The organism is Pseudomonas sp. HLG18, assembly GCF_051903985.1.
In the GTDB taxonomy this organism is placed as follows: domain Bacteria; phylum Pseudomonadota; class Gammaproteobacteria; order Pseudomonadales; family Pseudomonadaceae; genus Aquipseudomonas; species Aquipseudomonas fluorescens_BT.
The window spans coordinates 1,783,289-1,809,413 of sequence record NZ_CP195831.1 but is presented as its reverse complement, the minus strand read 5'-3'; the positions used below and the strand labels follow the sequence as shown (position 1 = coordinate 1,809,413).

At 59.1% G+C, this 26,125-nt stretch carries 26 protein-coding genes; 3 read left to right on the top strand and 23 right to left on the bottom strand.

The genetic code is table 11. The annotated features are described in order from the left end of the window. Positions 1-75 precede the first annotated feature (75 nt). From ACSPX5_RS08405 to ACSPX5_RS08375, 7 genes are all read right to left on the bottom strand, one after another. Positions 76-1,050 (bottom strand): hypothetical protein, encoded by a 975-nt coding sequence (locus tag ACSPX5_RS08405; RefSeq protein ID WP_323161415.1) that lies wholly within the window; start codon positions 1,048-1,050, stop codon positions 76-78. A gap of 114 nt (positions 1,051-1,164) precedes the next feature. Continuing rightward, a complete protein-coding gene (locus tag ACSPX5_RS08400; RefSeq protein WP_207864495.1) occupies positions 1,165-1,482 on the bottom strand; it encodes a hypothetical protein in 318 nt (105 codons plus the stop codon). A gap of 217 nt (positions 1,483-1,699) precedes the next feature. Beyond that, positions 1,700-2,509: a class I SAM-dependent methyltransferase gene (locus tag ACSPX5_RS08395; RefSeq protein ID WP_207864497.1), complete on the bottom strand. Its 810-nt coding sequence runs from the start codon at positions 2,507-2,509 to the stop codon at positions 1,700-1,702. Between the two features lie 23 nt (positions 2,510-2,532). Continuing rightward, a complete protein-coding gene (locus tag ACSPX5_RS08390; RefSeq protein ID WP_323161416.1) occupies positions 2,533-3,933 on the bottom strand; it encodes a cytochrome P450 in 1,401 nt (466 codons plus the stop codon). Between the two features lie 16 nt (positions 3,934-3,949). Beyond that, on the bottom strand, positions 3,950-4,615 hold the full coding sequence (locus ACSPX5_RS08385; RefSeq protein WP_439821444.1) for a dUTP diphosphatase: 666 nt from the start codon (positions 4,613-4,615) through the stop codon (positions 3,950-3,952). Positions 4,616-4,746: 131 nt separating this feature from the next. Beyond that, positions 4,747-5,226 carry a DUF934 domain-containing protein gene (locus tag ACSPX5_RS08380; protein WP_439821443.1) on the bottom strand — a complete coding sequence of 160 codons (480 nt, stop codon included), beginning with the start codon at positions 5,224-5,226 and terminating at the stop codon, positions 4,747-4,749. Then, positions 5,223-6,896 (bottom strand): nitrite/sulfite reductase, encoded by a 1,674-nt coding sequence (locus ACSPX5_RS08375; protein WP_439821442.1) that lies wholly within the window; start codon positions 6,894-6,896, stop codon positions 5,223-5,225. The genes ACSPX5_RS08380 and ACSPX5_RS08375 overlap by 4 nt, the downstream gene beginning before the upstream one ends. A gap of 351 nt (positions 6,897-7,247) precedes the next feature. Between ACSPX5_RS08375 and ccoN the strand changes: the two genes are divergently transcribed. Both ccoN and ACSPX5_RS08365 read left to right on the top strand, forming a co-directional pair. Continuing rightward, entirely contained in the window at positions 7,248-8,675 is a 1,428-nt protein-coding gene (gene ccoN, locus ACSPX5_RS08370; protein WP_439821441.1) for a cytochrome-c oxidase, cbb3-type subunit I, read from the top strand. A 15-nt stretch (positions 8,676-8,690) separates the two neighbouring features. Next, positions 8,691-8,912, top strand: a complete 222-nt coding sequence (locus tag ACSPX5_RS08365; RefSeq protein ID WP_439821440.1) for a cbb3-type cytochrome c oxidase subunit 3 — start codon at positions 8,691-8,693, stop codon at positions 8,910-8,912. A 193-nt stretch (positions 8,913-9,105) separates the two neighbouring features. On the opposite strand, the gene ACSPX5_RS08360 is transcribed toward ACSPX5_RS08365, so the two are convergent. From ACSPX5_RS08360 to ACSPX5_RS08285, 16 genes are all read right to left on the bottom strand, one after another. After that, positions 9,106-9,597, bottom strand: coding sequence for a hypothetical protein (locus ACSPX5_RS08360; protein ID WP_439821439.1), 492 nt, complete (start codon positions 9,595-9,597; stop codon positions 9,106-9,108). A gap of 116 nt (positions 9,598-9,713) precedes the next feature. Beyond that, entirely contained in the window at positions 9,714-10,223 is a 510-nt protein-coding gene (locus ACSPX5_RS08355) for a GNAT family N-acetyltransferase (protein WP_439821438.1), read from the bottom strand. Between the two features lie 67 nt (positions 10,224-10,290). After that, entirely contained in the window at positions 10,291-11,268 is a 978-nt protein-coding gene (locus tag ACSPX5_RS08350; protein ID WP_439821437.1) for a LysR family transcriptional regulator, read from the bottom strand. A 39-nt stretch (positions 11,269-11,307) separates the two neighbouring features. Next, complete coding sequence (locus ACSPX5_RS08345; protein WP_439821436.1) at positions 11,308-12,255, bottom strand: peptidylprolyl isomerase; 948 nt, start codon at positions 12,253-12,255, stop codon at positions 11,308-11,310. Continuing rightward, entirely contained in the window at positions 12,252-12,719 is a 468-nt protein-coding gene (locus tag ACSPX5_RS08340; protein WP_221533818.1) for a YbjN domain-containing protein, read from the bottom strand. Before ACSPX5_RS08340 ends, ACSPX5_RS08345 begins: the two co-directional genes overlap by 4 nt. 29 nt (positions 12,720-12,748) lie before the next feature. Beyond that, positions 12,749-13,378, bottom strand: a complete 630-nt coding sequence (locus tag ACSPX5_RS08335; protein WP_439821435.1) for a DNA repair protein — start codon at positions 13,376-13,378, stop codon at positions 12,749-12,751. Positions 13,379-13,395: 17 nt separating this feature from the next. Then, on the bottom strand, positions 13,396-15,093 hold the full coding sequence (locus ACSPX5_RS08330) for a putative porin (RefSeq protein WP_439821434.1): 1,698 nt from the start codon (positions 15,091-15,093) through the stop codon (positions 13,396-13,398). A 39-nt stretch (positions 15,094-15,132) separates the two neighbouring features. After that, entirely contained in the window at positions 15,133-15,840 is a 708-nt protein-coding gene (locus tag ACSPX5_RS08325) for an energy transducer TonB family protein (RefSeq protein WP_439821433.1), read from the bottom strand. A gap of 3 nt (positions 15,841-15,843) precedes the next feature. Next, on the bottom strand, positions 15,844-16,269 hold the full coding sequence (locus tag ACSPX5_RS08320; protein WP_439821432.1) for an ExbD/TolR family protein: 426 nt from the start codon (positions 16,267-16,269) through the stop codon (positions 15,844-15,846). An 11-nt stretch (positions 16,270-16,280) separates the two neighbouring features. Next, positions 16,281-18,080 carry a DUF2341 domain-containing protein gene (locus tag ACSPX5_RS08315; protein WP_439821431.1) on the bottom strand — a complete coding sequence of 600 codons (1,800 nt, stop codon included), beginning with the start codon at positions 18,078-18,080 and terminating at the stop codon, positions 16,281-16,283. Between the two features lie 14 nt (positions 18,081-18,094). After that, positions 18,095-19,690 (bottom strand): ShlB/FhaC/HecB family hemolysin secretion/activation protein, encoded by a 1,596-nt coding sequence (locus tag ACSPX5_RS08310; protein ID WP_439821430.1) that lies wholly within the window; start codon positions 19,688-19,690, stop codon positions 18,095-18,097. 63 nt (positions 19,691-19,753) lie between these two features. Further along, a complete protein-coding gene (locus ACSPX5_RS08305; RefSeq protein WP_169430218.1) occupies positions 19,754-20,365 on the bottom strand; it encodes a transposase in 612 nt (203 codons plus the stop codon). 228 nt (positions 20,366-20,593) lie between these two features. Then, the gene (locus ACSPX5_RS08300; RefSeq protein ID WP_439821429.1) at positions 20,594-21,028 is read right to left on the bottom strand and encodes a hypothetical protein; all 435 of its coding nucleotides are present in this window, start codon (positions 21,026-21,028) and stop codon (positions 20,594-20,596) included. A 160-nt stretch (positions 21,029-21,188) separates the two neighbouring features. Continuing rightward, the gene (locus ACSPX5_RS08295; RefSeq protein WP_439822017.1) at positions 21,189-22,397 is read right to left on the bottom strand and encodes a DSD1 family PLP-dependent enzyme; all 1,209 of its coding nucleotides are present in this window, start codon (positions 22,395-22,397) and stop codon (positions 21,189-21,191) included. A gap of 74 nt (positions 22,398-22,471) precedes the next feature. After that, positions 22,472-23,800: a D-arabinono-1,4-lactone oxidase gene (locus ACSPX5_RS08290; RefSeq protein WP_439822016.1), complete on the bottom strand. Its 1,329-nt coding sequence runs from the start codon at positions 23,798-23,800 to the stop codon at positions 22,472-22,474. Between the two features lie 76 nt (positions 23,801-23,876). Continuing rightward, positions 23,877-24,239: a c-type cytochrome gene (locus ACSPX5_RS08285; RefSeq protein ID WP_439821428.1), complete on the bottom strand. Its 363-nt coding sequence runs from the start codon at positions 24,237-24,239 to the stop codon at positions 23,877-23,879. Positions 24,240-24,469: 230 nt separating this feature from the next. On the opposite strand from ACSPX5_RS08285, the gene ACSPX5_RS08280 reads away from it, so the two are divergent. Beyond that, positions 24,470-26,095, top strand: coding sequence for an NADP-dependent glyceraldehyde-3-phosphate dehydrogenase (locus ACSPX5_RS08280; protein ID WP_439821427.1), 1,626 nt, complete (start codon positions 24,470-24,472; stop codon positions 26,093-26,095). The last annotated feature ends 30 nt before the right edge of the window (positions 26,096-26,125 follow it).

Sequence of the window (26,125 nt, the reverse complement as noted above, 5' to 3'; positions counted from 1 at the left end):
GCTTTGCGCTTTGCCGGACGGGAAATGAATCCCGCCCCCGGACTGAAGCACGATAGAACCCGATTCAGATCAGATTCACCAGGTCGACGTTTCCCCGCTGCGTAACGCCATCTCCCGCCGGCTGTTGAGCCGCATCGCCTTGATCAGCGACACGGTGCCCACCAGCAACAGCGCCGCGCCGAACAGGAAATCGATGTTGTACAGCTGGAAATCCTGCACCGGCCCCACCAGCACTGTGCGCACCACGCCGATTCCCACCAGCGTGGCCAGGAAGTCGATCCCCGGCTCGTCGCGGTAGAACACCAGCAACAACGGCAGGCACAACACCAGCAACATCAGCAGCACCACCACCTTGAACGAACCTTTACGCTCGACGCTGAACGCGCACTCGTGGTGGCCGTAGGCTTTGTAGTCTTCGTCGCGGACCACCGAATTTTTCTCGTTGATGTAGTCGGCGCGGTTGTACTTCTGGATCGGCGTGAAGGTGTTGGACATCTCCATCAGCGTGGTGATGTTCTTGAAGCGCAGGTCGATGCGCTCGTTACCCTTGAGGTAATACAGTACCGGTTTGTAGCCGTAGCGATAGGTGTCGAAAGGGAACTCGGTGACCCGGCCCTGAACGCCGATCGGGCGCGATTCGAGCTGGGCGAAGGCGCTTTTGTCGGTCGAAGCGAGGTTGCGGCTCAGGGGCAGGACTTTCACTTGCTCAAGGAAGATCGGCGTGACGCCGTACGTCCACTGCAACGGTTCCAGGCGCAGACGCAGTTCGTTGCGACCCAGGTCATAGCGGTTGAAGGTGCGCTCGGACACCACCACCGCACCGCTGAGCATGAACTCGCCGCGCAGGTTATTGGTGATGCGCAAGGTCAGTTGATCCTTGCCCAGCAGCGCCGCTTCCGTGTTCGGCGGCGTGCCGCACCATGCGGTGCTTTCGCCGACACCGCCAAGCTGGCCGCCGCGGTTTTCGTTGAACACATAGATGTAACCGGCCCACAGCGTCAGCATCAACAGCAACGCGGTGAGGCCCAGAATTTTCTTGCCAACACTCACAACAGCAGACTCCCTTCCTGATTTGCTCAGCCGATAATCCGACGGCGAAAAGGACTCTACCAAAATGCCACCATCGCCCCAAGTTAAAAAACTGGAGCGAAGGGCGGCGGACGATTATTTCGGCTTGTAATGAGAAACCTTCGAACGGAAAACTGATTTTTCACTCTGCAGAACTCCGTAATCGACTGTCAGGTTCCCACGAGGCAGGTCGGATTCCGGGATAAGAATATTAATGGGATGCCCTATCTGCTCTTTAGATACCTGAACATCTAAGGCAAGCCCTTCTCCTGCGTCAGAAATAGCAAAAACTATGACTTCGTGTTCTGTAGCTATTTTTATCGCCGGGGCAGAGAAGTGGAGACCGTCCTGATTTTCTTTCAGGACAGCGGCAGGAAGTGCCGAAAACAATATTCTTTTCGATTTGATAGACATAAAAAACTCCTTACGCTCGTTTATTTGAATACAAGACCTTGATGGCAACCCGTATTGAAGGACGCTTTGCCGGCATTAATTAAAATTCGATACGAGTGTCTGTTCCACTGTAAGAAATAACAGTTTTTTATAACAATTACCGACACTGGAAACCAAAACCCAACCCAAAATGCATAAGAGACAAGGCCGTTCCCGATTTGTTTGGAGACCCTCTCCGCTATAGTTTCACCAAATGCAACTGAATCATCCGCAAAGCACCCACAACATATAAGGGATTTACGGCTATCATTTTCAAGTCTGATAGTACTTTCTCCACCTCATTTCTGGCCGCCATACCGCATGCAACAAGAGGATCCATGATCACCATAAAGGACCTCCACAGCAGGCTTTTTCGATTGGCGTCACTGAAAAAAGGCTGGTCGAATGCCCAGTGATCTACAGCGACACCGTCCAACCCATGAACGTAAGACCACAATGGCTCAATACAGTCAAAGCGCATCCCCATTTTCTTAGTCAACTCCTGCCCCCACTCGTTGGCCTTATTCAAAGAGTCATGCGCTGGATAACTGACGAACGGAAATCCGGGCTCTTCAAGCAAAATAGACCCACCCGCGCGGCAAACGGACAACATATTTGCGAATGCACTATTCCAGTCTGGAATATGCATAAGTACGTACCGAGCATACAAAACATCAACTTGCTGCCTGTCTTGCCAGGTATCCATCAGATTCAAGTTTTCGAACCTGACATTGGATAAATTGCCAGCCTTGAGAAGTTGATCGCAGATATGCAATTGCGAACCCGAAGAGTCCCCTCCTATTACCTGCATCGAAGGATACTCCCTCCCTAGCCAGCACGACATCTGGCCATGACCGCAACCAATATCCAACACGGTTTTGGCATCAGGCGGTAATTGGCTACGCAAGAATCTGACGCTGCCTTGTTCGTAAATATCGGAAAGTATTGCCAAGCGCTCTTGCTCAGCTGCACCTTCCCCCATCAAATAAACCTGACGTTGCTCACCCATACTTACCTCGACTGAAGTAAAACCTATTCGTGACGTTTCATTAAACAGACTGAAACATGCGAAGGACAAAGTGTGAACGCATAAGTTTCTTCTGTCGGGCCTGCGCTTTCATCAGCTTTTACGTCAAAGTTCTTCGCCAACATTGAAATGGCCATCAGCGCTTCATGCATCGCAAGTTGATGTCCCGGACAGTGTCGAGGTCCGATGCCAAACGGAGTGCACGCTTTCTTATTGTCCTGCTCATATGCTTGACTATCGAGCCATCGTTCCGGGAGAAACTCTCCGGCGTGGATGAAGTGCCGTGTATCCTGGCCCGGGTAACCGATTAACAAAAAAACAGGTGTGCCTTTCAAGACTTCTACACCCTGAATTTCCACATCTTCATTTGGTTCAAGTGTTAGTAACGGAAAAACCGGCTTGAGGCGCATAGTTTCCTGAATTATTGCGTGCGCGTAAGGCAGCTTATCCAGCTGATCTATCGTAGGAATTACGGCGGTACTGTTTAGCACTCGGTCCACTTCCATTTGCAACTTTTCCTGAACTACGGGGTGTCTGGCAATAAAATAGACGGCCCAGGCAATCGTATTAGCCGTTGTGTCCTCCCCTGCTAATAAAAAGGTCAGAACGTTGCCGATAATCTCGCCATCAGATAGTAATTCACTACCTGCGCTGTTTTGGTGGGCAACCAGTTTTTCGATCATATTTACTGGCGGCAATGGAGGCGACGAACCATTTTCCATACGTTCGCGTGCGCTCTTGATGAAACCGCTCACCAAGTGATTAATCCTCGTCAGCGCCACGTTGAACTCGCGATCAGACTTCAGCGTTATATATCGCCAATAAGGAAACACCGCTGCTTGACGGCGAGCGGCTGTTTGCAGAAACGAAGATAGCGCGCCCTGTAACTCTCCAGCAGACTCTTCCAGCGTGTTAAGTTCATAACCAAAAGCAAATCCAGTCACTACATCAACGGTATAACTCATAGCTTCCTGACGCATATCAACCGAACTACCATCAACCGCAAAATTTAACCAGCGTTGTTGTAAGCGTCGGGTTGTAGCGTCGATCGCCTCCCACGCATTTTTTATGTGCAACAAATTGAACGTCGGTGTGATCAGCCTTCGATGCCGGCGCCACTTATCCCCCTCGGCTACAAAAACCCCATCCGCTCCCACTTCAAGCCCTAGCTCTTCCATCTTTACCCAGCGTCTGAATTTCCCCGGCCGCTCGTGAAGCACTTCAGCCATAACGTCAGGCTCAGTCACAACGAGAATACATTTAGATCCAATTTTAAAGGTATAAAACCCACCAAGTTCTCTTGCCCAGTCACACAAGACTTGATAAATGCGTGACGGCTTGATCTGTAGAATATTCCCGAGCAAGGGAATGCCAGCCGGCGACGGAAGTTTTTTGATCGATAACATTACGCCCTCACTGACTCTACTGGTGTGACGCTCGATATAAGTGTTCCAAACCTTTAATTAATTTCTCCTGCGTCGTTATCGAACAGCACCCCGTCACCACGCCTTGCAAATAGTTAGAATCCTCAACAAGTGGCCAAAATTTGTTATATCGACCCACTCGATAACCATTAACTTGGCGATAGACATGGAGCGCATATTTCTGCCGATAGCGTAAAATTATTTCTTCCCAGCTAATCAACCCACTCAATAAAAATAATCGTTCGAGCAACGGCAATCGAATACACCTCATCGATGCATAACCAATGACTATATCCAGCAACCTTGGAATATCACAATCGACGAGCTTCACAGATTTACGTTGATAACGGCACACCTGAAGATCCGGATTAGATTCAAGCGCTAGCGACTCAGCAATGACCCTCAGTTCACCGGGGTGTTGTTTTATATAGAAAGAAATTGCGAAACACAGTACGTCAACCAGTTCGAGTTGCATCTGGAAATAGTCTGTTTCAGTTTTAGCCCACCACTTCCAATCGTAAAATTCGAGGGCCTCGACTGCTTCGACGATAAGGGCACGACAACACGCATAATTTGCCTGCCTCCAATTTGGATCCACGCTCTCATTCAATAAATTCTGTTGCGACACAATCCAAAATGCCTGCTCATAGCGAAGCTTTTCCATCATGCTCCTCCGTCGCGAACAGAAACGTTGATAGTTGCATCTGAATCCTTGGTTCAGATTAGAGCGCAATAAATCGGAATCGCACACTGTCATATATGACAGGTGACAATTTCCAGACCAAGTGTTAAGGATCAGCGCCTTCGAAACAACGGCCGCGGCTCGATCACCGAGCGCCCGTACAACACGCTCATTCCCGCCAGTCCCTTGAGCGCATCCTCGGCGGATTTGTCCTCGCGCACCGCGAAGCTGTCGAAACCGCACTGGCGCATGTGGCTCAACTGATCGCGCAGCACATCGCCAATGGCCCGCAACTCGCCTTTCCAGCCGAAACGACTGCGCAACAGGTAGGCCTGGCTGTAAGCGCGGCCGTCGCGAAAGCTCGGGAAGTCGAGGGCGATCAGCGGCAGCGATGCCAGCCACGGCAACAGGCTTTCAACGCCGTCGTCCGGGCCCAGCCAGACCGCATGGCGCGAGGGGGATTCGAGCCAGTGGGCCAGCGGCAGAATCAACATTTCAGTGCTGTCAGCCGTTTCAGGCGAGCGGATCAGCGTCCACGGATCATCCTGCACAATCCGCGCCCCGCTCTCCTCCATCCGCAGCAGATTGTTCATGCCGATACCTCCAGGGCTTTCGGGTAAACCCGTTCCTTGAATGGCTCCAGCCCGATGCGCGCCACGGTATCGACGAACAGCTCTTCCGCCTCGCGATAACGCACGAAAGTGCCAATGATCCGCTCGATCACCTGTGGCACCTCGTCGGCGCTGAACGACGGGCCGATGACTTTGCCCAGTGCGCTGTTTTTGCCCTGGGCGCCGCCGAGGGTGATCTGGTACCACTCGCTGCCGTTTTTATCGACGCCCAGGATCCCGATGTTGCCGATGTGATGATGGCCGCAGGCGTTCATGCAGCCGGAGATGTTCAGGCTGATGTCGCCCAGATCATGCAGGTAATCGAGGTTGTCGAAACGCGCCTGAATCGCCTGGGCGATCGGGATCGACTTGGCATTGGCCAGCGCACAGAAATCGCCGCCGGGGCAGGCAATGATGTCGGTCAGCAGGCCGACGTTGGCGGCACCCAACCCCTGCTCTTTCGCCAATTGCCACAGCGCGAACAGCTCGGACTTGGGCACATCCGGCAATACGATGTTCTGCTCGTGGGCGATGCGAATCTCGCCGAAACCGAAACGCTCGGACCAGTCGGCCACCGCCAGCATCTGCAAACCGGTCACATCCCCCGGCGGCGAGGCCAGGCCCGGTTTGGTCGACAGCACCACGCTGGTGTAGCCCGGCACTTTGTGCGGTTGCACGTTGCGCGCGACCCAGCGGGCGAACGCCGGGTTGTCGGCCAGGTGCGTGCCGTATTCCAGATCGGTGCCCGCCAGCGTGCGATAGCTCGGCGGCACGAAAGCACTGGCGACGCGCTGGTACTCATCTTCGGTCAACTGCGCGGGGCCGTCCTTGAGGTGTTGCCATTCTTCTTCGACTTCCTTGGCGAACGCTTCAATGCCCAGCGCCTTGACCAGAATCTTGATCCGCGCCTTGTACTTGTTGTCGCGCCGGCCGTGGCGGTTGTAGACCCGCAACACTGCCTCGACGTAGGACAGCAAGTGCTGCCAAGGCAGGCCGTCGCGGATCTGCAGACCGAGGATCGGCGTACGCCCCAGCCCCCCGCCGACAATCACTCGCAGCAACATCTGCCCGTCGTGACCGGGGTAAAGGTACAGGCCGATGTCATGCATCATGATCGCCGCGCGATCCTGCTTCGCCGAGCAGATGGCGATCTTGAACTTGCGCGGCAGGAACAGAAATTCCGGGTTGATCGTCGACCATTGCCGCAGGATCTCGGCCAGCGGACGCGGGTCGATCAGCTCGTCCGCCGCCACTCCGGCGAAGGCTTCGGTGGTGATGTTGCGTACACAGTTGCCCGAGGTCTGGATCGCATGCATGTTGACCTGCGCCAGACGTTCGAGAATGTCCGGCACTTCGTGCAGTTCGATCCAGTTGAACTGCATGTTCTGCCGGGTGGTGAAGTGGCCGTAGCCACGATCGTAGTCACTGGCAATGCTCGCCAGGGTGCGCATTTGTTCGGCACTCAGGGTGCCGTAGGGAATCGCCACCCGCAGCATGTAGGCGTGTTTTTGCATGTACAGGCCGTTTTGCAGGCGCAGCGGCAGAAATTCTTCTTCGCTCAACTCCCCGGCCATGAAGCGCTCGACCTGATCGCGAAACTGCGCAACGCGCTCGAACACCAGCGCCCGGTCGTAATCATCGTATTGATACATGCAGCGGCTACCTCATCAGTTTTGATCACGGTCAAAACTGTGGGAGCGGGCTTGCTCGCGAATGCGGAGTGTCAGGCAACTGACTTGTTGGCTGACACTCCGCATTCGCGAGCAAGCCCGCTCCCACAGGATTTTTTACGACTATGGACGAGCGGCGCAGCACGCAACAGATTCACCTGAACGCATAAAAACCGTATCAGGCCGCGGCAGATGGCCGCAGGCAGCGCTTGGATCTGATCCGTATAAATGAACATTTCCTGAGCCTGTTTTGTTTCCGGTGGGGTTTCTACAGTGCAGCTCGTGCCAGACCGGGTGGCCTGGCAAGACTTTGCAACCGTGGATGAACTGACCATGAGCACAGCAACAATCGGACAGGCTTATAACTACAAGGTCGTCCGCCAATTCGTCATCGCGACTGTTTTCTGGGGTGTCGTGGGCATGGCGATGGGGGTATGGATCGCCTCGCAACTGGTATGGCCGGACATGAATATGGACCTGCCGTGGACCACCTTCGGCCGCTTGCGACCGTTGCACACCAGCCTGGTGATTTTTGGTTTCGCCGGCAGCGCGCAATTCGCCGCCAGTTACTACGCGGTACAGCGTACCTGCCAGGTGCGGCTGTACTCGGACAAACTCGCCGCGTTCACCTTCTGGGGCTGGCAATCGGTGATCGTGATCATGCTGGTCACCTTGCCGATGGGCTACACCACCACCAAGGAATACGCCGAGATCGAGTTTTCCGGCGCAGTGTGGATGGCGGTGGTCTGGGTTGCATACGCCATCGTGTTCTTCACCACGGTGGTGCAACGCAAGACCAAACACATCTACGTCGGCAACTGGTTCTTCGGCGCCTTCATTCTGGTGATCGCCATGCTGCACGTGGTCAATCACCTGTCGATTCCGGTGGACTGGTTCAAGTCCTATCCGGTGTATTCCGGCGCCACCGACGCGATGGTGCAATGGTGGTACGGGCACAACGCGGTGGGGTTCTTCCTGACCACAGGGTTCCTCGGGATGATGTATTACTTCGTGCCCAAGCAAGTGAATCGGCCGGTGTACTCGTACCGGTTGTCGATCGTGCACTTCTGGGCGCTGATCACCCTGTACATCTGGGCCGGCCCGCACCATTTGCACTACACCGCACTGCCGGACTGGGCGCAGTCGCTGGGCATGGCGATGTCGCTGATCCTGCTGGCCCCGAGCTGGGGCGGGATGATCAACGGGATGATGACCCTCTCGGGCGCCTGGCATCAGTTGCGCACTGACCCGATCCTGCGCTTCCTCGTCCTGTCGCTGGCGTTCTACGGCATGTCGACCTTCGAAGGCCCGATGATGGCGATCAAGACCGTCAACGCCCTCTCCCACTACACCGACTGGACCATCGGCCACGTGCATGCCGGTGCGTTGGGCTGGGTGGCGATGATCACCTTCGGCGCCACCTATCACATGGTGCCCAAAGTGTTCGGCCGCGAACGGATGCACAGTACGCCGTTGATCAACCTGCACTTCTGGCTGGCGACCATTGGCACGGTGTTGTACATCGCGTCGATGTGGGTCAACGGGATTACCCAGGGCCTGATGTGGCGGGCGATCAACGAGGACGGCACGTTGACCTACTCGTTCGTTGAAGCGCTGCAGGCCAGCCATCCGGGGTTTGTCGTACGGTTTGCCGGCGGGGTGTTCTTCCTGACGGGCATGTTGCTGATGGCCTACAACGTATGGCGCACGGTGCGGGTGGCGGATGTTGCGATTGCCCACCGTGAAGCGCAGATCGCCTGATCAAGGGAGCTGGTCATGTTCGATATTGTCTTGAATGTATTGGGCGTGCTGTTTCTGTGGCTGTCAGTGGAGTACTGCCTGCGCCACGAAACGGCTGAAAGCCTGGATGATGCGAGTCTGACGCCGTTTGCCGATGATCCGGAGGTGGCGCGGCGAGTTGAGATGGCTACCGGTAAAACCGTGAAAGCGGTGGCGCCGGAGGTGGCGCAGCCGGGGTGGGTCAATCTTGAGATGTGAAGTGTGTCAGGGGCAGCCCCCCTCACCCTAGCCCTCTCCCGGAGGGAGAGGGGACTGACCGAGTTGTTTACTCGAAATACACCGACCTGAAATATCGAAGGTGAATGCAATATCAACAACGACGAAGATCTGCTCCCTTTCCCCCTCGCCCCCTTGGGGGAGAGGGCTGGGGTGAGGGGGTAAGCTTTTGATCTTAGGTGCGGTCTCGGGGAATCAGGCTCTGCAATTGCTGCGCGAGAAAATTCGCGTCGAAGGCAAAGGTATCCGGATCCTTCAACCCATTGGTCTTACGCCACTGCCACTCCCCGCTCGGCAACCCCACCAACGAAACACTCCCGTACCGCGCCGCCGTCAGCCCCATCACCGCCAGCGAAATCTGCCCGCCACTGCCCATCACATCCGGCACGAACTCCACCGGTTTGCCGGCGATCACGATGCTCAGTTTTTCAGTCTTGAAGGTTGAGGTCTCAACCGGAATGCTCGGCCCGAACGCCACATAAGCCTCCCGACCCACCTCCAGCAAACCCGGCGCCTGCACCGGCTCCAGCCATTGCTGAATCTGCCCGAACAATTCGGTAATCCGTGAGGCCCAGGTCGCCGATTGCGTCTCGAACAGTTGCTTCTTGTGCGCTTCGCTGTCGGCATAGTGGCGAAGCATTTCGCCCAGCTGCTGTACGTCGTCCATTGCGGTGTTCCTTCAAGGAAGCAGTGCTGCGGACGTCGAGCATGGCAGATGCCGAGGTCGACCGTGCAAGTCATTTGCCTGCACGATCGCCACTTCGGCCATGGACTGACAAAAGGTCAGCGCTTGCGCAACCGCGCCATGCTCAGGGTGTCGACCCATTGCCCGTCACGCACCGCATAATCGCGGAACAGGCCTTCGGTTTCGAAGCCGAACTTGCGATAGAGACCAATGGCCGCTTCGTTGTCGGCGTACACCGAAAGCTCGACCCGGTGCAGGTTCATCCAGTTGTCCGCAATCTCCAGCGCCGCCGCCAACAACGTCGAACCGACACCCTTGCCCTGCCACGCCACCGCGACGGCCATGCCGACACTGCCGGCATGGCTGCGGCGAATCCGCGAAAAAGCCTCCAGCCCGAGATGCCCGATCACCGCACCTTGATGCAGCGCCACCAGCTTCACCATCCGTTCGTTTTCGGCCATCAGCCGTTGGCGCCAGATCTCGGCAGACTGAAACGGCATTTGCAACACCTGCCGAGTCACGGCCGGGTCGTTGTAAAGCGCGGTGACGCCTTCGACGTGGGACTCGCTGAAGCGTTCGAGGTGAATGGCGGGGTTGTGCTCAGGCATGAAAGATCCCTCCTGGATCAGTGCGTGGCCGGTCACTGTAAACCGGCGCAACTGATCCTGGCGAGACTTACTCGAACCACTCCTGTCGCTCATTGAATGTGCGTTGAATCAACTCCACCAAGGTCTGCACCTCCCCGACATTCTGCGACTCACTGTTCACCGCCAACCACGCCTGCAACCGCATCGCCTCCCCAAACAACCCCGGCAACGCCACCAGCCCGCGATCAAACCGGCTCATGTACATCGGCAGCAACCCGATGCACGCGCTGCAACGAATCATCTCCAGCATCAGCTCGTAAGACTGCATCTGCACCACCCCGGCCAACCGCTGTTCGACCAGCTCATTCCACGGCCGGAAGCTGTCGATCTGCCGGTCATGCTGCCATTGCACCAGCATGAAATCGGCAAGGTCATCCGGACTTTCTGGCCGTGCAGTGACACGGGAATAGCGTTTGGCGATGTGCGGCTGGTATTCCAGTTGCGCGAGGCGTTGCGGTTCGCTGGTGGCGAAGGTCGGGCCGGGTTGCGGGGTTTCGCCGTGGGCGAGCCAGAGCACGATGTCGGCGCTGACCGCATGCAGGGCCAGTTCGCTGTCGAGGGCGATGATTTCCAGGCGCACGCTGGCGTTGCGGCGCAGCAGTGCGATGAGGTCGCGGCCGAGGATGTCGTGCAGGATCGATTCGGCGACGGCCAGCCTTATCAGAGGTTGCTCGATCACCGGGAGTTTGCGTTCGTGGGCCAAGGCCACCAGTTGCGCCTGCAATTGCTGGCCTTCGCGGGTCAGGCTCAAGGCGCTGCCCTGAAAGCTGAACAGCGCGCATTGCAGTTGTTGTTCGAGCTGCGCCAGTTGTTTGCGCAGCAAGGTCGAGCGCACGTTGAGGCTGCGGGCGGCTTGCATGAAACAGCCGCAACGGGCGCTGACCAGAAAGTATTGCGCGACGTCGCCGTCGAGGGTCGCGGCTTGCGCCAGCCAGGGCTCTTCCTTGTCCTGTGGCCAGCGGAAATCGGCGCTGCTCTGTCGTGCTGCGGGTTCGGTGAATGACATCGATGACTCCCTGTCGATCTTTGTTTTGGTGTGCAGCGCTTAGGGTTTGGTCTCCAGCACCTTGTTGAGCTCGGCCCCGTCAATGCTCAGCGTCGCGGTATTGAGCATGCCGTCGAGATAAGCCTGAGCGATCTGTTCCTGACGCTGTGCCCGCAAGGCCTGGGTCAGTTGATCGCGCAACTCGTCGAGGGTCGCGGTGCGGGCCGGTTGTTGTTCGGTGAGTTTGATCACGTGGAAACCGGCGCTGCTTTGCACGGGATCGGAGACCGCGCCAACCTTGAGTCGCGCCACCGCACCACGCACTTCCGGCACCAGTTGCTGCAACGGTTGAAGGCCGGTATCGCCCCCGCGTTCGGCAGTCAGGCGATCCTGAGAAAACTCCTTGGCCAGTGCTGCAAAGTCCGCCGGGGTTGCCTGGGCTTTCTTGCTCAACTCCGTTGCCTGCTTGCGCACGGCCTCAAGGTTCTGCGGCTCATTCACCCCAAGGAAAATCTGGCTGACCCGATACAGCGCCGGCGTCTGCCAGTTGGCCTTGCCCGTGTCATACGCCTGCTGCAACTCGGCGGCGCTCGGATAGTCCGCCGGCACTTTGCTCACCGACTGCAAATAGTCGCGAAACACGATCTGTTCGGTGGCGGCGCGGGTCTGCCGAAGCACGTCCGGACGCTGCGCCCAGCCCTGGGCATCGGCCTGTTCGAGCACGGCTTTTTCGGCCAGGCGTGAACGAATCCAGCGCTCCAGCGCCTCACGATTACCGCGCAGTTGCTCGCGGGTCTGTGGCGGTACGGCGGCCAGCAGCGCCTGCAATTCCTCCGGCGACACCTGCTGATTGCCCAACCGCGCCACCGCAGGCCCACTGTTCGCCGTAATGACCGGCGCCGGTTGCTGGGCGGCGACCGGGTCATTGCCCGGCCGCACCACCAGCGCCACGGCCGCCACCAACAGCGCCACCGCAGCGGCGCTGATTACCATGGCAGGTTTGGTCACAGCGCGACTTCCTCTTGCTCAACCTTTGGAGCCTGGGCGGCAGCAGCGTTCTGGGTGAAATCACGCAGGTACACGATGAATTCCTGAAGCAGGCGATCCCACAATTCCAGGTTGCCGCGCAGGTAATCGCTGCTCACGCCCGCGGCCACCACCACGTCCATTTCCATCACCAGAAACTCGCCCTGCAACGACAACCGGGCAAACCGGCGGGTTGCGTTCCACTGCTCGGCCACACCGGCCGGCAACTCACCCTGTACGCGCAAGGCGCAGCTGAAGGTGAAGTCGACATAGCTGCCCTGCTCCGCCACCGCCGGGTTGCCGAAACGCACGGCGTAACCGATGCCCTGACTGGCGCTGAGCAACTGGACGATGCCGTTCTGTTCGGTCTGGTTGACGCGGTAACCGGCGGCTTGCAGCACTTCGGTCAGGGATTGCGGGGAGACATGGGAGATCAATTGAGTCATGACTTCTTCCTTGTTTATGAGTCTTTTAATCAGTGCGCGATCGCGGCTTGCGGCGCATCGAATTGAGTCTTGTACAGTTCATCGCCGAAGCCCTGAGCCAATTCATCGAACTTGACCCGGGCGCTGCCGGCGAAGGGCTGGCGGATCTTCATCACCTCGGCCACATCGATGTTTTCGTAGGCGGCGAGAATCTGCTTGGCCACGCCGTACATCTGCTGATTCTTGACCGAACATTGCTGCACTTGTGTGTCACGTTCAGTCAATTGCGCTTGAAGCTTAGACCGTTCTGCCTCTTTGGCACGGGCCATGACCAACAGCTCGTCGTAGGCTTTCTTGAATTTGCCGGTCTGCTCGTTGCTGGCCGCGACTTGCGCCTGGGTCTGGCTGTGCAGGGCTTGCTGCTGCCCGGCCAGTTGCTCGGCCAGGCCTTTGGCCTTGGCCAGTTCGGCGGTCAATTGCTTGATTTGCGCCTGGGCTGCCTTGGCTTCGTTCTGCGCCGCCAGTTGCGCGGCGCTGGCCTGAGCCTGCTGGCTTTGCAGGGTTTGCAGTTGCTGGGTGGTGCTGCGCAACTGGGTGCGCAGACGCTCCTCCATGCCTTCGGCACTGGCCCCGCTGGCGACCAGCAATCCAAGTCCGAGCAAAAAGTACCGAGTGTTCATATCCCTCTCCCGGCGCCTTAGAAGCGCGTGTTGATCTCGAGCTGCAAGACGTCGATGTCGAACGGCGCGCCATACACCGCTTCGGTGCTCATCCAGCGACCGGTGGCGTAGACGTTCTTCGCCAGACCGTAGTTGCCACCGAGTATGTAGCCTTTGGCGTTAGTGCCGCCGAGGTGGAACGACGAGTCGTTGAAGCCGTCCGGCAAGGCGTCAGGCTGGATGTACTTGTAGCCGGCGAACAGGTTCCAGTCGCCCTGCTTCTTCAGGTCCAGCGCATTGCCGAGGGTGAACTGCACCATCCACGCATTGGCGCCGCTTTCGATGTTGCCGTTGCTGTCGAGGTTGTTGACCAGTTGCCCGGCCGAACGCTTGCGCATATCGCCTTCGTCGTAGCCGAGGTTGTGGATGTAGTTGCCCTGGCTGCGCAGTTTGAAGTCTTCCGGCAGGTCGGCATCCCAGACCAGGTTCAGGTCCAGCAGGTTGAACTCGGAAGCGAGGCCAACGAATTGCGGCTGCGGCGTGGTCGTCGGGTTAAGCGGGTTCGGCGTGATGTCGCGCAGCAGGAACACACTGTTGCCCTTCTGCATGAATGCCGCGCGGGTGCCGTCGCTGTCGCAACCCGGTGCGCCGGCCCAGGGTTCGCAGGGGCTGGAGCGCTCACCCTGGATGTCCTGGAAGCGGTAATAGGCCAATGCGCCTTTCAAGCGGTTGTTGCTGTTGATCGCCCACTTGGCGCCGACCTGTGCGCCGTACAGCCATTTGTTGTCGCTTTCTTCCTTGTCGAAGCCGTTGCTGGTGGTGGTGTCGTTGGTGTAATCCACCGGGAACGCGCCGACGGTACCGAACACACCCCAGTCGCGGCTCAGCTTGTGGTCGAAAATCGCCGCCACGCCATCGAAGTTCAGGTCGTTGGAATACAGCATGTCGGTGGACATGAACGGGTTGGCGAAGCGGCCACCGGTCAGGGTCAGTTCATCCGACGGTTTCCAGGTCAGGTAACCCTGATCGAGCCAGATGTCTTTCTTGGCAAAACCGCCACCGAGGTTTTGGGTGGTCGACACCGGGTTGTTGTCCGAGCCGGTGCCGATGCGGATGCCGGCGGTCCATTGCGGCGAAATGTCCGCTTTCATGCCCAGCCGCGCGCGCAGGCGAAACAGGTTGGTGCGGTCTTCACGGGTGTTGAGCAACGGCGGCAACGCGGTGCTGCTGTTGGGGTTCACGTCGTACGGGCCGTTGTTGTTGAGGCGCGCGAAGTCGACGATTTCGTTGCTGTTGCTGTCCGAGTAGTAGCGCGATTCGTCACGCAGACGGATGTCGCCGTCGAAGCTGATGCGCGACGCCCAGTCCGGGAAGGTGTTGGGCGCGGCCCAGTTTTCCTGCTTGGCGGTCGCCATGACTTCAGCCTTGACCTGATCACGAATCTGGTCGCGCACCGCAGCCGGCACGTATTGCACCCGCACATCGCCCGGAGCGGCGACCGGCCCGGCGGCCACAGCGGTGGACGCCGCGGCCTGCTTGGCCTGGGCCGCTTCGTTCTGGGCCTGGGCGATCAGTGCGTCGGCCTTGTCCTGTTTCAGAATGCCCTGCTCGACCAGCAAGCGGATCAGATTGATCGTGGCGTTCTCCGAGGGCGCTGGCGCTGCCGCGGCCTGACCGACCAGGGTCGCGATGACCATGCCGACCGCCAGGGACAATCGATTCACGTTGGAAATCATCTGCACACAACTCCTTTTCATACAGCTTTATGAATTCGGTTAACCCGGACGCCGCCCTTGCAGGGACATGCGCACAGGCAAGGTGATGGAGGCCGGTGGCCGTTCGCTTAAAGCAGGCGCATTGCGCAGCGCGGCGAGCACTTGCGTATCGATTTCGGGATTGCCGCTGGACTTGACCAGCTCGACCCGGGTGATCTCGCCGACGCTGCTCAGCCACACATCGGCCTGCAGCGAAAACGCCAGGTTGCGCAGGTCGGGGTTCTCGCGCAGCAGCTTCTGGAAAGTGAACGCGAGGAACTGGCTGTAGGTGCCGTTGCCCAGCCGCCCACCGCCGGAGCCGGCCATGCCGCCGCCCTTGCCCGCGCCGATGTTGAAGGCGTCGCTGCCGCTCTGGGCGTCGCCGTCAATCTGCATCGGGTTGGCCAGGTCGTCCGCCGGCGATGGCGGCGCTTCTTCCTCGGGTTTCACTTCCTGTGGCTCGGGTGTCGGCTCCGGCTCAACGACTTTTTCTTCCACCGGGGTTTCCGGTTCCGGCGGTTTTTCCGGCGGCGGAGGTGGTGGTGGTGGCGGCAACGGAATAATCGTCGGCACCTTCGGCGCTTCGCGGCGGATGCCGCTCATGTCGTTGGCCCACTGCCACAACAGGAATGCCGCAATGGCGCCCAGCAGCAGTCCGGCGCCCCACTTCACGTAACGCAGTGGCGACTTCTTCACCGGCAAAGGCTCGATTGGCATCTGTGCAGTCATGACTCAGCCCTGCGTCGGTTTGCCGGTGACGAGACCGACCTGGGACAGTTCGAGCCGGCGCAACAGATCCAGCACTTCGATAACCTTCTGGTACTGCACCGTGGCGTCGCCGCGCACGATCACCGGGAAGTCCGGGTTCCGCGCCTTCTCGATGCGCAGGCGCTCTTCCAGTTCAGGCAACGTCACCGGGTAGGCGTCGAGGAACACCTGGCCGCCGTCGTTGACCGAAATCGCCTTGGTCTTGGCCTCGGACAGCGACACGGCGGCGCTGGCCTTGGGCAGGTTGATCTGGATCCCGGAGACCTGCGCGGTGGCGGTGAGGATGAACATCACCAGCACCACCATCAGCACGTCCACCAGTGGCGTGATGTTGATGCTGTCCACTGCAGCATCTTCGTCATCGTCGTGGGAGGCATTTACGGACGCCATGTCTTTGCTCCTCAGGCCGGTACGGAGTGGTTGGCGTGCTGACCGCGCTGATGCGCCGCTTCACTGGACTGGCCTTCGCCGTGCATCTCCGCCAGACGGGTGATGAACTCGTCGACGAATACGCGCATGTCAGCGCTGACTTCCTTGTTGCGGGTGATCAGGCGGTTGTAGCCAAACAGCGCCGGGATCGCGACGAACAGGCCCATGGCCGTGGCCAGCAAAGCGGCGGCCATACCCGGAGCGATGGCGTTGATGTTGACGTCGCCGGCCATGGCCGTGCCGAGGAACACCACCATGATCCCCAGCACGGTGCCGAGCAGACCGATATATGGGCCGCCAGCGATGGCGTTGGACAGGGTCGAGAGTTTCGAGCTCAGTTGCTGGTTTTCCCGGGTGCGCACGCCGTCCATCGAGCAGCGGATCGCTTCGATGGTCGCCGCTGAAACCGACGAGGTGTCGGCGCCCTGCTCGCGGCGGGTGCGGATCTCTTTCACTGCCACTTGATACAGACGCCACAGCGGCGAGTGCTGCAAACGCTGGGCGAGTTGGGTGTCGTCGGCGAACATTTCCAGCCGTGTGCCGACCTTGGCGAATTGCACGCGGAAGTCTTCGTTGGCGGCAGTGACGCGGCTGAGGGTGCGGTTCTTGCGCAGCATGATGATCCACGACTGGAACATCATCAGCACCAGCACCGCGATGATCACCCAGGCGTCCACCGGCACCGCGTTGAGCAGGAAGCCGAGGCTGCCGAAACCGAAGCCGGACTGTTCCTCATCGACGCCGTAGGCGACCAGTTTCGACTCGGCACCCTGGGAAGTGGCGTCGGCCAGCAACAGCGGCGCCGGACGGGCGACTTTCGACAGGCGCAGTTCGTCGATGGCGCCCACGAACGGCTGGAAAGGACCGTCGTGCAGATCCGCGCCGATAGCCATGACCGAGTTGAACGCCGGCATCGCCTGGGCCAGTGCCGCGCCTTCGCGACCGTTGATGTACAGCGTCACTTTTGCGCCTTCGGCGGTCAGGGTGACGTGCTGCCATTGGCCCGGATTCAGCGGCTGGGTGGCGACGGCGCGCTGGCCGTCGATCTCCACGAACGGCACGCCCTGATTCACACCGACCAGCAGGCTGTTGGCGCCTTCGCGGCGGGCCAGAATCAGTTGTTCGCCGTTGGCCTGATCCAGTCGCAGCCAGGCACTGAAGGTAAACGCGCTGCCGGCGCTGTGCTGCAACGACGGACTGGCCGGCAACAGCAACGGCTGACCGCTGAACTGCAAGGCACGCCCTACCACGCCGTCAATCGCGGCGCCGGTCGCACTCTGCGCGGTGTTGCCATAGGCGGTGGTGTCTTTGGCCGGGGTGCCGGTGGCGCCGTCGAAGTGGTAGAGCGCGGTGTAATTCGGATCGAACGTCAGTTGGCCATTGCCGGTGGCCGGGGCCTTCTGGTTGCCGTAATACATCCAGATGTCCTGACGCTGACCGCCCTCGACATTCGGCACATCGACCCAGATCAGCGCCATGCCCATCAGCGCGTCGAAGCTTTCGATCTGGTGGTTGAGCACGGTCTTGTCGTCGGCGGCGACGAAGCGCAGGTCCGAGCCGTCCTCTTTCACGCCGTCGAAGGTGAAGTTGCCGGTGTGCAGGCGCACCAGCAGCGCGGTACGGCCGAGCGCCTGATTGATCGCGGCGCCTTGCGGCGTGGTGTCGACGGCGATCTGTTTGCGGTAGTGCCAGTCGTCCTGCCACCAGGCCTGGGCCGTGGCCGGGAGCACAAAGCCCAGGCAGATCAACAACGAAAGGAAAAGGCGCTGCATGGAAGTGCTCCTTGTTAGAAAGTGGCCTGAAGGTTGAAGTGCAGGCGCGATTCCTGTTTCGAGGTGTTCGGCCCTTCGAGTAACGGGTAGCCCCAGTCGAGGCTGCCGGACAGCCATTTGCTCAGGCTGGCGCGGGTGCCGAGGCCGACACTGGCCAGGGCGTAACTGGCGTCCTGGTCCGGCAGTTCGTCGCGCAGGTACAGTTGCGCGCCTTCGGCAAAGGCGTAGAAACGCCAGTCCTGCATCCAGGTGCCGGTGTACTTGGCCAGCGACGGTGTACGGACTTCCTGACTGAGCAACACACCGTCATCACCGGTGCGCTCGGCGGCCAGATAACCGCGTACCGAAGTCGCGCCGCCGGCAGAGAATTGTTCGTTGGAGACCAGCGGCCCCGACGCCAGCTGGAACGCGGCTTTGCTCGCGCTCTGCCAGTCGTTGTCGAAGGTCCAGGTGAAACTGGTGTCGCCCTTGAGCACGGCGAAACTCGGTTTGGCGCGGTAGCGCTTGTAGTCGAAGTCTTCGTCGGAGCTGCCGTAGCCGAAGAGGCTGCGGGTGGCCGCGACCAGGCTCAGCCCCAGGCCTAACTGGCTTTTTTCGCTGTAGCGATAGCCGTTGTAAGCGAAGGTGAACGGCGCGTACTTGAGCGGCACCTGGTCGCTCTCGCCGGACAGGGTCAGACGTTCGTCGAAGTCCTTGAAGTCGATGCCGGCCGACAGCGAGTTCGACCAGTTGCCGCTGGACGGGATCGTGTAGATCGCCGCTACGCCATAGGAATGGCCCTTGCCGAGCACGTTGCTGCCGCCGATGGTGGCGACGTTGCTGTCGGACTGATAACCGGAGAACTGCACGCTCCAGCGGTCGGTCAGCGGCGCGCTGTAGGAGCCGGACCAGACCTTGGCGTTGTCGGTGTCCTGCGGCGCGGTGAAGAAAGTCAGGTTGATGCTGTGGCCGAGTTGCCAGAGGTTGTTGTAGCCGAGGCTGGTGACTGCACGAAGCTTTTCGGTGTCGGCGCTGTAGTCGTTGTTCAGCCCCACGCTGGCGGTCCACGGGTTCTGGTCTTCGACCTGCAAGTCCACGTCCATGGTGCCGGGGCGCTGACCTTCGCGAACCAGCGGCATCACCTGCCGGCCCGGGGTCTTGTTGAGTTGCGCCAGTTCGCCCTGGACCTTGGCGAAGTCCGGCACCTCGCCTTCCTTCAGCGCCGGGACGTTGTCGCGGATATCCAGCGGCGAATAGTGTTTGGCGCCGACCACGCGCACCCGGCCGACCTTGGTTTCGCTGACTTGCAGGTAGACGATGCCGTCGGCCACCGCCTGCTCCGGCAATTCGACGAACACCGATTGGTAGCCGCGTTCCTGATAGGCCTTCTGCAACGCATCGCGGGCGCCTTCAATGTCGCTCAAGGCTTTTTGCGGGCCGAGAAACGGGTACACCGCTTCCTCGATCGCCCGCGCATCGAGCACGGTATTGCCACGCACAAAGTATTCGTTGACGTCCACCAGACGCTGCGCCGCTGCGTTTTCGGCCTCATCGGCGAACGCCGGCTGCACGACGGCCGTCACCAGCAGCCAGCCCCACAGCGCCAGCCGTGACGTGAAAATCTGCTCCACACTACCCCCTGAAATTCGCGATGAACCTGTTGGCGTCTCTGTTGCGTCAATTGCTGGTCGCTGTTAATTGCTGACTTGCGGGGCGCAGGCGTGCTTGCCCAGCCATGTGTGCAGGAGCGCGAAGTTCAACGAGAACTCGGGCATTTGCAGCAGCGCGCCGCAGAACACTTCGCCGATGATTTTCTGGATGAGCTGCACCGCACGCGGCTCGTTGAGCAGCGTGGCGATGTCGCGACTGAGGACGTTGAAGCTCCAGACTTTCTGGTTCAGGCCCAGGCCGACGAACCAGCGGAACAGCAGGTTGTAATTGAGTTGTTCGTAGAGCTGCTGCTCGCTGGGCACCGAATACAGCAGTTGCAGGAGCAGAATATGCATCACCGTTTGCGCCGGGATCAGCATGCCGGGCTGGGCATTGAGGTCGTGCAGGAGGTCGCCGTGAGCGTCGAACAGGTCATCGATCTGCGGGCGCAACAGCACCAGCGAATGACCCGACGGAATGTAGCTGGAGACCTCTTTCAAGGCGCCCTGCCAGTCATCCTGCGACACGATCCAGACCCACGGCGCGCCGTAGCGATACACCGAAACCGGCTTCTTGCGCGCGGCTTCGACGATCTTCGACAGGCGTTGATCGAGTTCCTGCATGCCCACTTTCGAGTAGCGTTCCATAGTCCCCATTGCCTCACTCCCGGCGTCCCGCCTCGGCTTGTGAAAAGCGCCCAAAGGGCCCCTCAAGCGCGTTACATAGGCATGACCGGACTGGCGATGTGCTACCGAACTTTTGTCATGAAAGCTTCATGTTCGAAAGAGGATGGATGGCGACTATCGCCATACAAAAAATGCGTTATGCAGGCCGCCCGATTAATCGGCCTGCATAACGCATTTGATATTGACTAAAAAACGTTATCAAGTCTGTGGATTCAAATCAAAATTGAAAGCAACGTGAACCCTGATTAACTCCGGAACAATAATACCTATTGGACCGCTATTGTAAAACAACTTCATTTCCATACTAAAAGCACCATGTGCAGCGGCCGGGTTACGCATAACAACCGCACCTCCCCCGTTAATGGGGGCGTATTTGAAAAAGTACATATCCGAATGCTGCTGAAACATAGCATTCAATAGAGCATCAAAAGCATAGTGCCCAGAGTATCCTGGACAGCTGAAAAAAAGATCCTGCTTGGGTTCCATATTACCGCCACGACCTTCACGCGCGGTAACACTGATACTATTGCCACTCAGTTCAAACGTTTTATGGTCGACCCTGAAATCCTGCTGATCGTCAATTTTTATCACGATATAATCATTTGCAGGTGGAGTAACTGTTTCTGTGTTCATTTTGACATCCCTGATAAATAGACAAGCCCTCTGTTGAATAAAGAGGGGACTCATGACTTTGCCTTTTTAAAATACCCCAAAGGCCTCGCGCGTCTACTGTCATATCTGACAGTAGACGCGCGAGGTACTTGTGAATTAAGTGATACGTTATTTTTGAGTTTCAGAAATAAACCGGCCACACATCTACAATTTTGCCCCCTCGCACTGCCAACAGATCACCGAATTGCAGTAATACCGCCTCTGTCTGGGTTGGTCGTAGAAAGACCTGATCGTCTGCGTTCAGCCCCACAGCATTTGAGCCATTTACCATCTCCTGATTCGAACTGCGCCCGTACACGCCGTTGCTCTGCAATCCCGGCGGCGATTCGAACTCGGCCATCCAGTTGCCGCCGTAGATGAAGAAGGTCTGGCGCTGGTTGGTGTCCCACCACGAGAACAGCTTGGACTTGTTGTCCAGCGCCGGGATGTTCACTGGGCCGGTGCTTTTTAGAACGGGCGTGGCGATGTAGACCGCGGGCACATGCTCGCTCAGCGACGGCAGGTCATAGTGCGTCGGTTTGAGCATCGCCGTCCCCACCGACACTTCGCTGCTGAGATTTTCGTTTTCATGCATGCGGTAACTCGGACTCCCCGCAGTGTTCAGGCACAGGCCGTCATGCCACAACGCCGGGTACTGTTGCCGGGTGAAGTCGACACAACGCTGATAAATCACCATCACTTTGGCAAACAGTTCGTCGGGCGAGCCGAGAATCCCCGGCACGCCCATGCCCACGAACGGGTCGTAGCCCATGAACCCGGCAAACTCCAGGTGCTGCGGGTTGGCGGCGATCAGCGCGAGCATCTGCCCGAGCACGTTAAGGTCACTGACGCCGCCCCGGTGCAGGCCGACGTCCAGCTCGATATTGATCCGCATCCGCGTGCCCAATCCCTGAGCCAGTGCAAAGTATTGCTGCAGACGTTCGGGGCCGTCGAGCAGCCATTGCAGTTGTTTCGCGGGATCGAACGGACCTTTGTGGGTCTGATAAAACAGCTCTGCCGAGCGCACCGGCAGTGGCTTGCCGAGCAGGATGTCCGACTGCGGGAAGGTGACCGCATCGTGGTTGAGAAATGGCTGATGAAACGACATCAGTCGCTGCGTCCCGGCGCGCTGGCCGATGTAGCTGAGCAGACCCGGCGATGGCAGCGATTTTTCCACCAGCCGCAGTTGCTTGCCGCCACGTTTGACCGAGCGCATGACCACATCAATGTTGTGATCGAGGCGATCCAGGTCGATCAGCAACACCGGCCGCATCGGGCCTTTGGTCTTGAGTTCATTGTTCAGCGCCCGGAAATATTCGCTGTAAGGCCCGCCGCGATCCCCCGGTCGCAGCCATGCGCCAACCCCCACCAGCAAAGCGCCAACACCCAAAGTCCCGAGCACGAAATTACGTCGATTGACCGCCATCAGCTCACCCCCAGAATCGACGACAGATGCCCGTTGAGAAACTTGCCGCTGGGGTCTAGCGCCTGGCGTACCTGAATGAATTCCTGCCAGCGCGGATAGAGCGTTTGCAACGTGCGGGCATTGAGCGTGTGCAACTTGCCCCAGTGCGGCCGGCCGTTGTACTTCCAGAAGATCGGCTCGACCGCCGCAAAAAAATTGTGATGATCCATCTGATAATGCTGGTGCACCGAAATCGAACAGCTGTCGCGGCCCTCGAACATGCTCAGCGGAATATCGTCGGCCTTGACGTAGCGGTACTCGATGGGAAACCAGGTGCGCAGGTCCTTGTCGCGGATCAGTTTGAGAATCTCGCGCAGGCACGCCGGGCCATGTTCGGCGGGCACCGAATATTCCATTTCGTTGAAGCGCACGGTGCGCACGTTGGCGTAGATGTCGAACGAGTCGCCGATCCGATCCTCGAAACTCGCCAGATGCCGCAGGCTGTTGAGCAGCGAACTGCGCAGGCCCGGGAAATCGCTGCCGTATTTGTCGATCTTCTCGATCAGGGTCACGAACTCGTTGCCGCCCTCCTCTTCGGGTGGGATCGGCGGTGTGGGCGGATCGGTGGTCTCGTTGAGCGCGATCGACAAGGCATAGTCGGAATGGGTGACAACGAGCATTTCCCAGTGCTGGTTTTCGCTTGTGTTCTTGTCCAGGTCTTCCAGCAGCTCTTCGGTTTTGGCGATCCACTGGGTTTCTCGCAGGCGATAGGCCGGGCGGTTTTGCAGGCGGATTTTGGTCGCCACGCCCAACGCGCCGAGGGATACCCGGGCGGCGTTGAATACTTCGGGATGGCGTTGGCTGTCGCAGTCCAGCACTTCGCCGCTGGCGGTCACCAGTTGCATCCCGCAGACGTGAGCCGAGTAGGACTGGAAAGTTTTGCCGGTGCCGTGGGTCGAGGTGGAAATGGCCCCGGCGAGGGTCTGATAGTCGATGTCGGCCATGTTTTGCAGAGCCTGGCCGATGTCCTTGAGCGGCCTGCCCATGCGCGACATCGGCGTGCCGGCGGCGAATTCGGCTTGCAGGGTTTTCGGGTCGTGATCGAGCAGACCGTTGAAGTAGCTCAGCGACAGCAGCGTGCCGTCGGTGGGTACCAGCGCGCTGAAGGAATGCGCCGAGCCGACCGGGCGAATTTTGCCGGGGGCCTGTTGGATGACTGCGGTCAATTCATCCAGATTCTTCGGTGCCACCCGCGCCGCCGGCAGGCAACTTTGCCCGCCCGACCAGTTGCGCCAGGGAATCAGCCGCGGTGCGCGCATCAACTGGCCCAGCGCCGGATTGGAAGCCAGCGCGCTGAACGCCCCGACGATGCTTGCCCGTTGCAACAACTGCCGGCGTGTCAGATCTATCGGCATGCCAGGATCCTTATTGTGGGAGCGGCTGGTCGGCCATGAAGCCGATCAACTGAAGGAATTGTTCTTCCGAGCACTCGACGCACTGGCCCATCGGCGGCATGCCGTTGTAGCCATTGATGGCGTGGTCGAGCAGCGTGTCGGCGCCCTGCCGGATGCGCGGTTCCCAGGCCTTGCGGTCACCGGTCAGCGGCGCGTTGGCGGCGGGATTGGCGTGACAGAGCTGGCAACTGTTGGCGTAGATCTGCGCCAGCGCCGGGTCGGACGGCATGGCGCTACGGGCGATGCCGGATGAGGTCGGGGGTTTGGCATCTTCGCCACAACCGGCCAGCGCAACGGCCAGCATCAGCAGCCAGGTGAATCGGAATGCCCGCATAAAGATCCTCGCGTGAGGTGCTGCTTATTGTTGTGATCACACCATAAGGCAGCGACGGCGGCGGGTTGAGGGCATTGCGGGACAGTGAGGGGGGCATCCGGGGCCAGTCAGGGCTCATGCCCGCGTGACATTCCCGTGACATTTGCGGGTTTAAATTTCAGTGAATTCAGGCGTATAACCTGTAAAGCCTTTTCCAATCGGCCCGCCGACATCTTCTACGGGGTAGCGACATGACCACAGCAAACATCCTTGGCAATCTGTTCCCTTCTGTCAGCGACATCCCGGAAAAATACCGCCTCGACGGTCAGATCGAGCAACGCGAATATCTGGTCGACGGCGAATTGCGCCGCTGGGACGGCCCGCTCGCCACCGTGCGCAGTCCGGTCTATCTGCACGGCGACAACGGCGACGAACAAGTGATCCTCGGCAGTACGCCGCTGCTGGACGCCGACACCGCCCTCACCGCCCTCGACGCCGCCGTGCGTGCCTACGACCGTGGCCAGGGCCTCTGGCCGACCCTGCGCGTGGCCGAGCGCATCCAGCACGTCGAAGCCTTCCTCGGGCGCATGCGCCAACAGCGCGACGCCGTGGTGAAACTGCTGATGTGGGAAATCGGCAAGAACCTCAAGGACTCGGAGAAAGAGTTCGACCGCACCTGCGACTACATCGTCGATACCATCAACGCACTGAAAGAACTCGACCGCCGCTCCAGCCGCTTCGAGCTGGAACAGGACACCCTCGGCCAGATCCGCCGCGTACCGCTCGGCGTGGCGCTGTGCATGGGGCCTTACAACTATCCGCTGAACGAAACCTTCACCACGCTGATTCCAGCGCTGATCATGGGCAACACCGTGGTGTTCAAACCGGCCAAGCTCGGCGTGTTGCTGATCCGTCCGCTGCTTGAAGCCTTCCGCGACAGCTTCCCCACCGGCGTGATCAACGTGATCTACGGCAGCGGTCGCGAGACCGTCAGCGCGCTGATGGCCAGCGGCAAGATCGACATCTTCGCCTTCATCGGCACCAACAAGGCCGCCAGCGACCTGAAAAAACTGCACCCGAAACCGCACCGCCTGCGTGCAGCATTGGGGCTGGATGCGAAGAACCCCGGCATCGTCCTGCCCGAGGTGGATCTGGATAACGCGGTCAGCGAAGCGGTCACCGGTTCGCTGTCGTTCAACGGCCAGCGCTGCACTGCGTTGAAGATCCTTTTTGTGCATGAAGACGTGGTCGAAAGCTTCATCGAGAAATTCAACGCGAAACTGTCCAGCCTCAAACCGGGCATGCCGTGGGACAGCGGGGTTTCGCTGACGCCGCTGCCGGAATCGGGCAAGGTCGATTATCTGCACAGTCTGGTGGCTGACGCGCACAGCAAAGGCGCCCAGGTGGTCAACCCGAATGGCGGTGAAGCACGGGCCTCGTTCTTCTACCCGGCGGTGCTGTACCCGGTGACGCCGCAGATGCGTGTCTATCAGGAAGAGCAATTTGGCCCGGTGGTGCCGATCGTGCCGTACCGTCATCTCGATACCGTGATCGACTATGTTCTGGAGTCGGACTTCGGCCAGCAACTGAGCATCTTCGGCACCAATCCGGTGGCCGTCGGCCGACTGGTCGACACTTTCGCCAACCAGGTCGGGCGGATCAACCTGAATGCCCAGTGCCAGCGGGGCCCGGACACCTACCCGTTCAACGGGCGCAAGAACTCCGCCGAAGGCACGCTGTCGGTACACGATGCGCTGCGGGTGTTTTCGATCCGCACCCTGGTGGCGACCAAGTTCCAGGAGCCCAACAAGGACCTGATCAGCGAAATCATTCGCGGGCGGGATTCGAACTTCATCGCCACCGATTACATCTTCTGAGGAGGAATAAACGCTGAGCACTTTCAGCCC

Coding starts and splice junctions, on each gene's coding strand:
- ACSPX5_RS08305 (WP_169430218.1), bottom strand. CDS start 20,365: ATGGGGACTATGGAACGCTACTCGAAAGTGGGCATGCAGGAACTCGAT.
- ACSPX5_RS08320 (WP_439821432.1), bottom strand. CDS start 16,269: ATGGCGTCCGTAAATGCCTCCCACGACGATGACGAAGATGCTGCAGTG.
- ACSPX5_RS08385 (WP_439821444.1), bottom strand. CDS start 4,615: ATGGAAAAGCTTCGCTATGAGCAGGCATTTTGGATTGTGTCGCAACAG.
- ACSPX5_RS08365 (WP_439821440.1), top strand. CDS start 8,691: ATGTTCGATATTGTCTTGAATGTATTGGGCGTGCTGTTTCTGTGGCTG.
- ACSPX5_RS08390 (WP_323161416.1), bottom strand. CDS start 3,933: ATGTTATCGATCAAAAAACTTCCGTCGCCGGCTGGCATTCCCTTGCTC.
- ACSPX5_RS08360 (WP_439821439.1), bottom strand. CDS start 9,597: ATGGACGACGTACAGCAGCTGGGCGAAATGCTTCGCCACTATGCCGAC.
- ACSPX5_RS08335 (WP_439821435.1), bottom strand. CDS start 13,378: ATGAACACTCGGTACTTTTTGCTCGGACTTGGATTGCTGGTCGCCAGC.
- ACSPX5_RS08400 (WP_207864495.1), bottom strand. CDS start 1,482: ATGTCTATCAAATCGAAAAGAATATTGTTTTCGGCACTTCCTGCCGCT.
- ACSPX5_RS08285 (WP_439821428.1), bottom strand. CDS start 24,239: ATGCGGGCATTCCGATTCACCTGGCTGCTGATGCTGGCCGTTGCGCTG.
- ACSPX5_RS08395 (WP_207864497.1), bottom strand. CDS start 2,509: ATGGGTGAGCAACGTCAGGTTTATTTGATGGGGGAAGGTGCAGCTGAG.
- ACSPX5_RS08355 (WP_439821438.1), bottom strand. CDS start 10,223: ATGCCTGAGCACAACCCCGCCATTCACCTCGAACGCTTCAGCGAGTCC.
- ACSPX5_RS08325 (WP_439821433.1), bottom strand. CDS start 15,840: ATGACTGCACAGATGCCAATCGAGCCTTTGCCGGTGAAGAAGTCGCCA.
- ACSPX5_RS08300 (WP_439821429.1), bottom strand. CDS start 21,028: ATGAACACAGAAACAGTTACTCCACCTGCAAATGATTATATCGTGATA.
- ACSPX5_RS08375 (WP_439821442.1), bottom strand. CDS start 6,896: ATGTATCAATACGATGATTACGACCGGGCGCTGGTGTTCGAGCGCGTT.
- ACSPX5_RS08340 (WP_221533818.1), bottom strand. CDS start 12,719: ATGACTCAATTGATCTCCCATGTCTCCCCGCAATCCCTGACCGAAGTG.
- ACSPX5_RS08280 (WP_439821427.1), top strand. CDS start 24,470: ATGACCACAGCAAACATCCTTGGCAATCTGTTCCCTTCTGTCAGCGAC.
- ACSPX5_RS08315 (WP_439821431.1), bottom strand. CDS start 18,080: ATGCAGCGCCTTTTCCTTTCGTTGTTGATCTGCCTGGGCTTTGTGCTC.
- ACSPX5_RS08380 (WP_439821443.1), bottom strand. CDS start 5,226: ATGAACAATCTGCTGCGGATGGAGGAGAGCGGGGCGCGGATTGTGCAG.
- ACSPX5_RS08330 (WP_439821434.1), bottom strand. CDS start 15,093: ATGATTTCCAACGTGAATCGATTGTCCCTGGCGGTCGGCATGGTCATC.
- ccoN (WP_439821441.1), top strand. CDS start 7,248: ATGAGCACAGCAACAATCGGACAGGCTTATAACTACAAGGTCGTCCGC.
- ACSPX5_RS08350 (WP_439821437.1), bottom strand. CDS start 11,268: ATGTCATTCACCGAACCCGCAGCACGACAGAGCAGCGCCGATTTCCGC.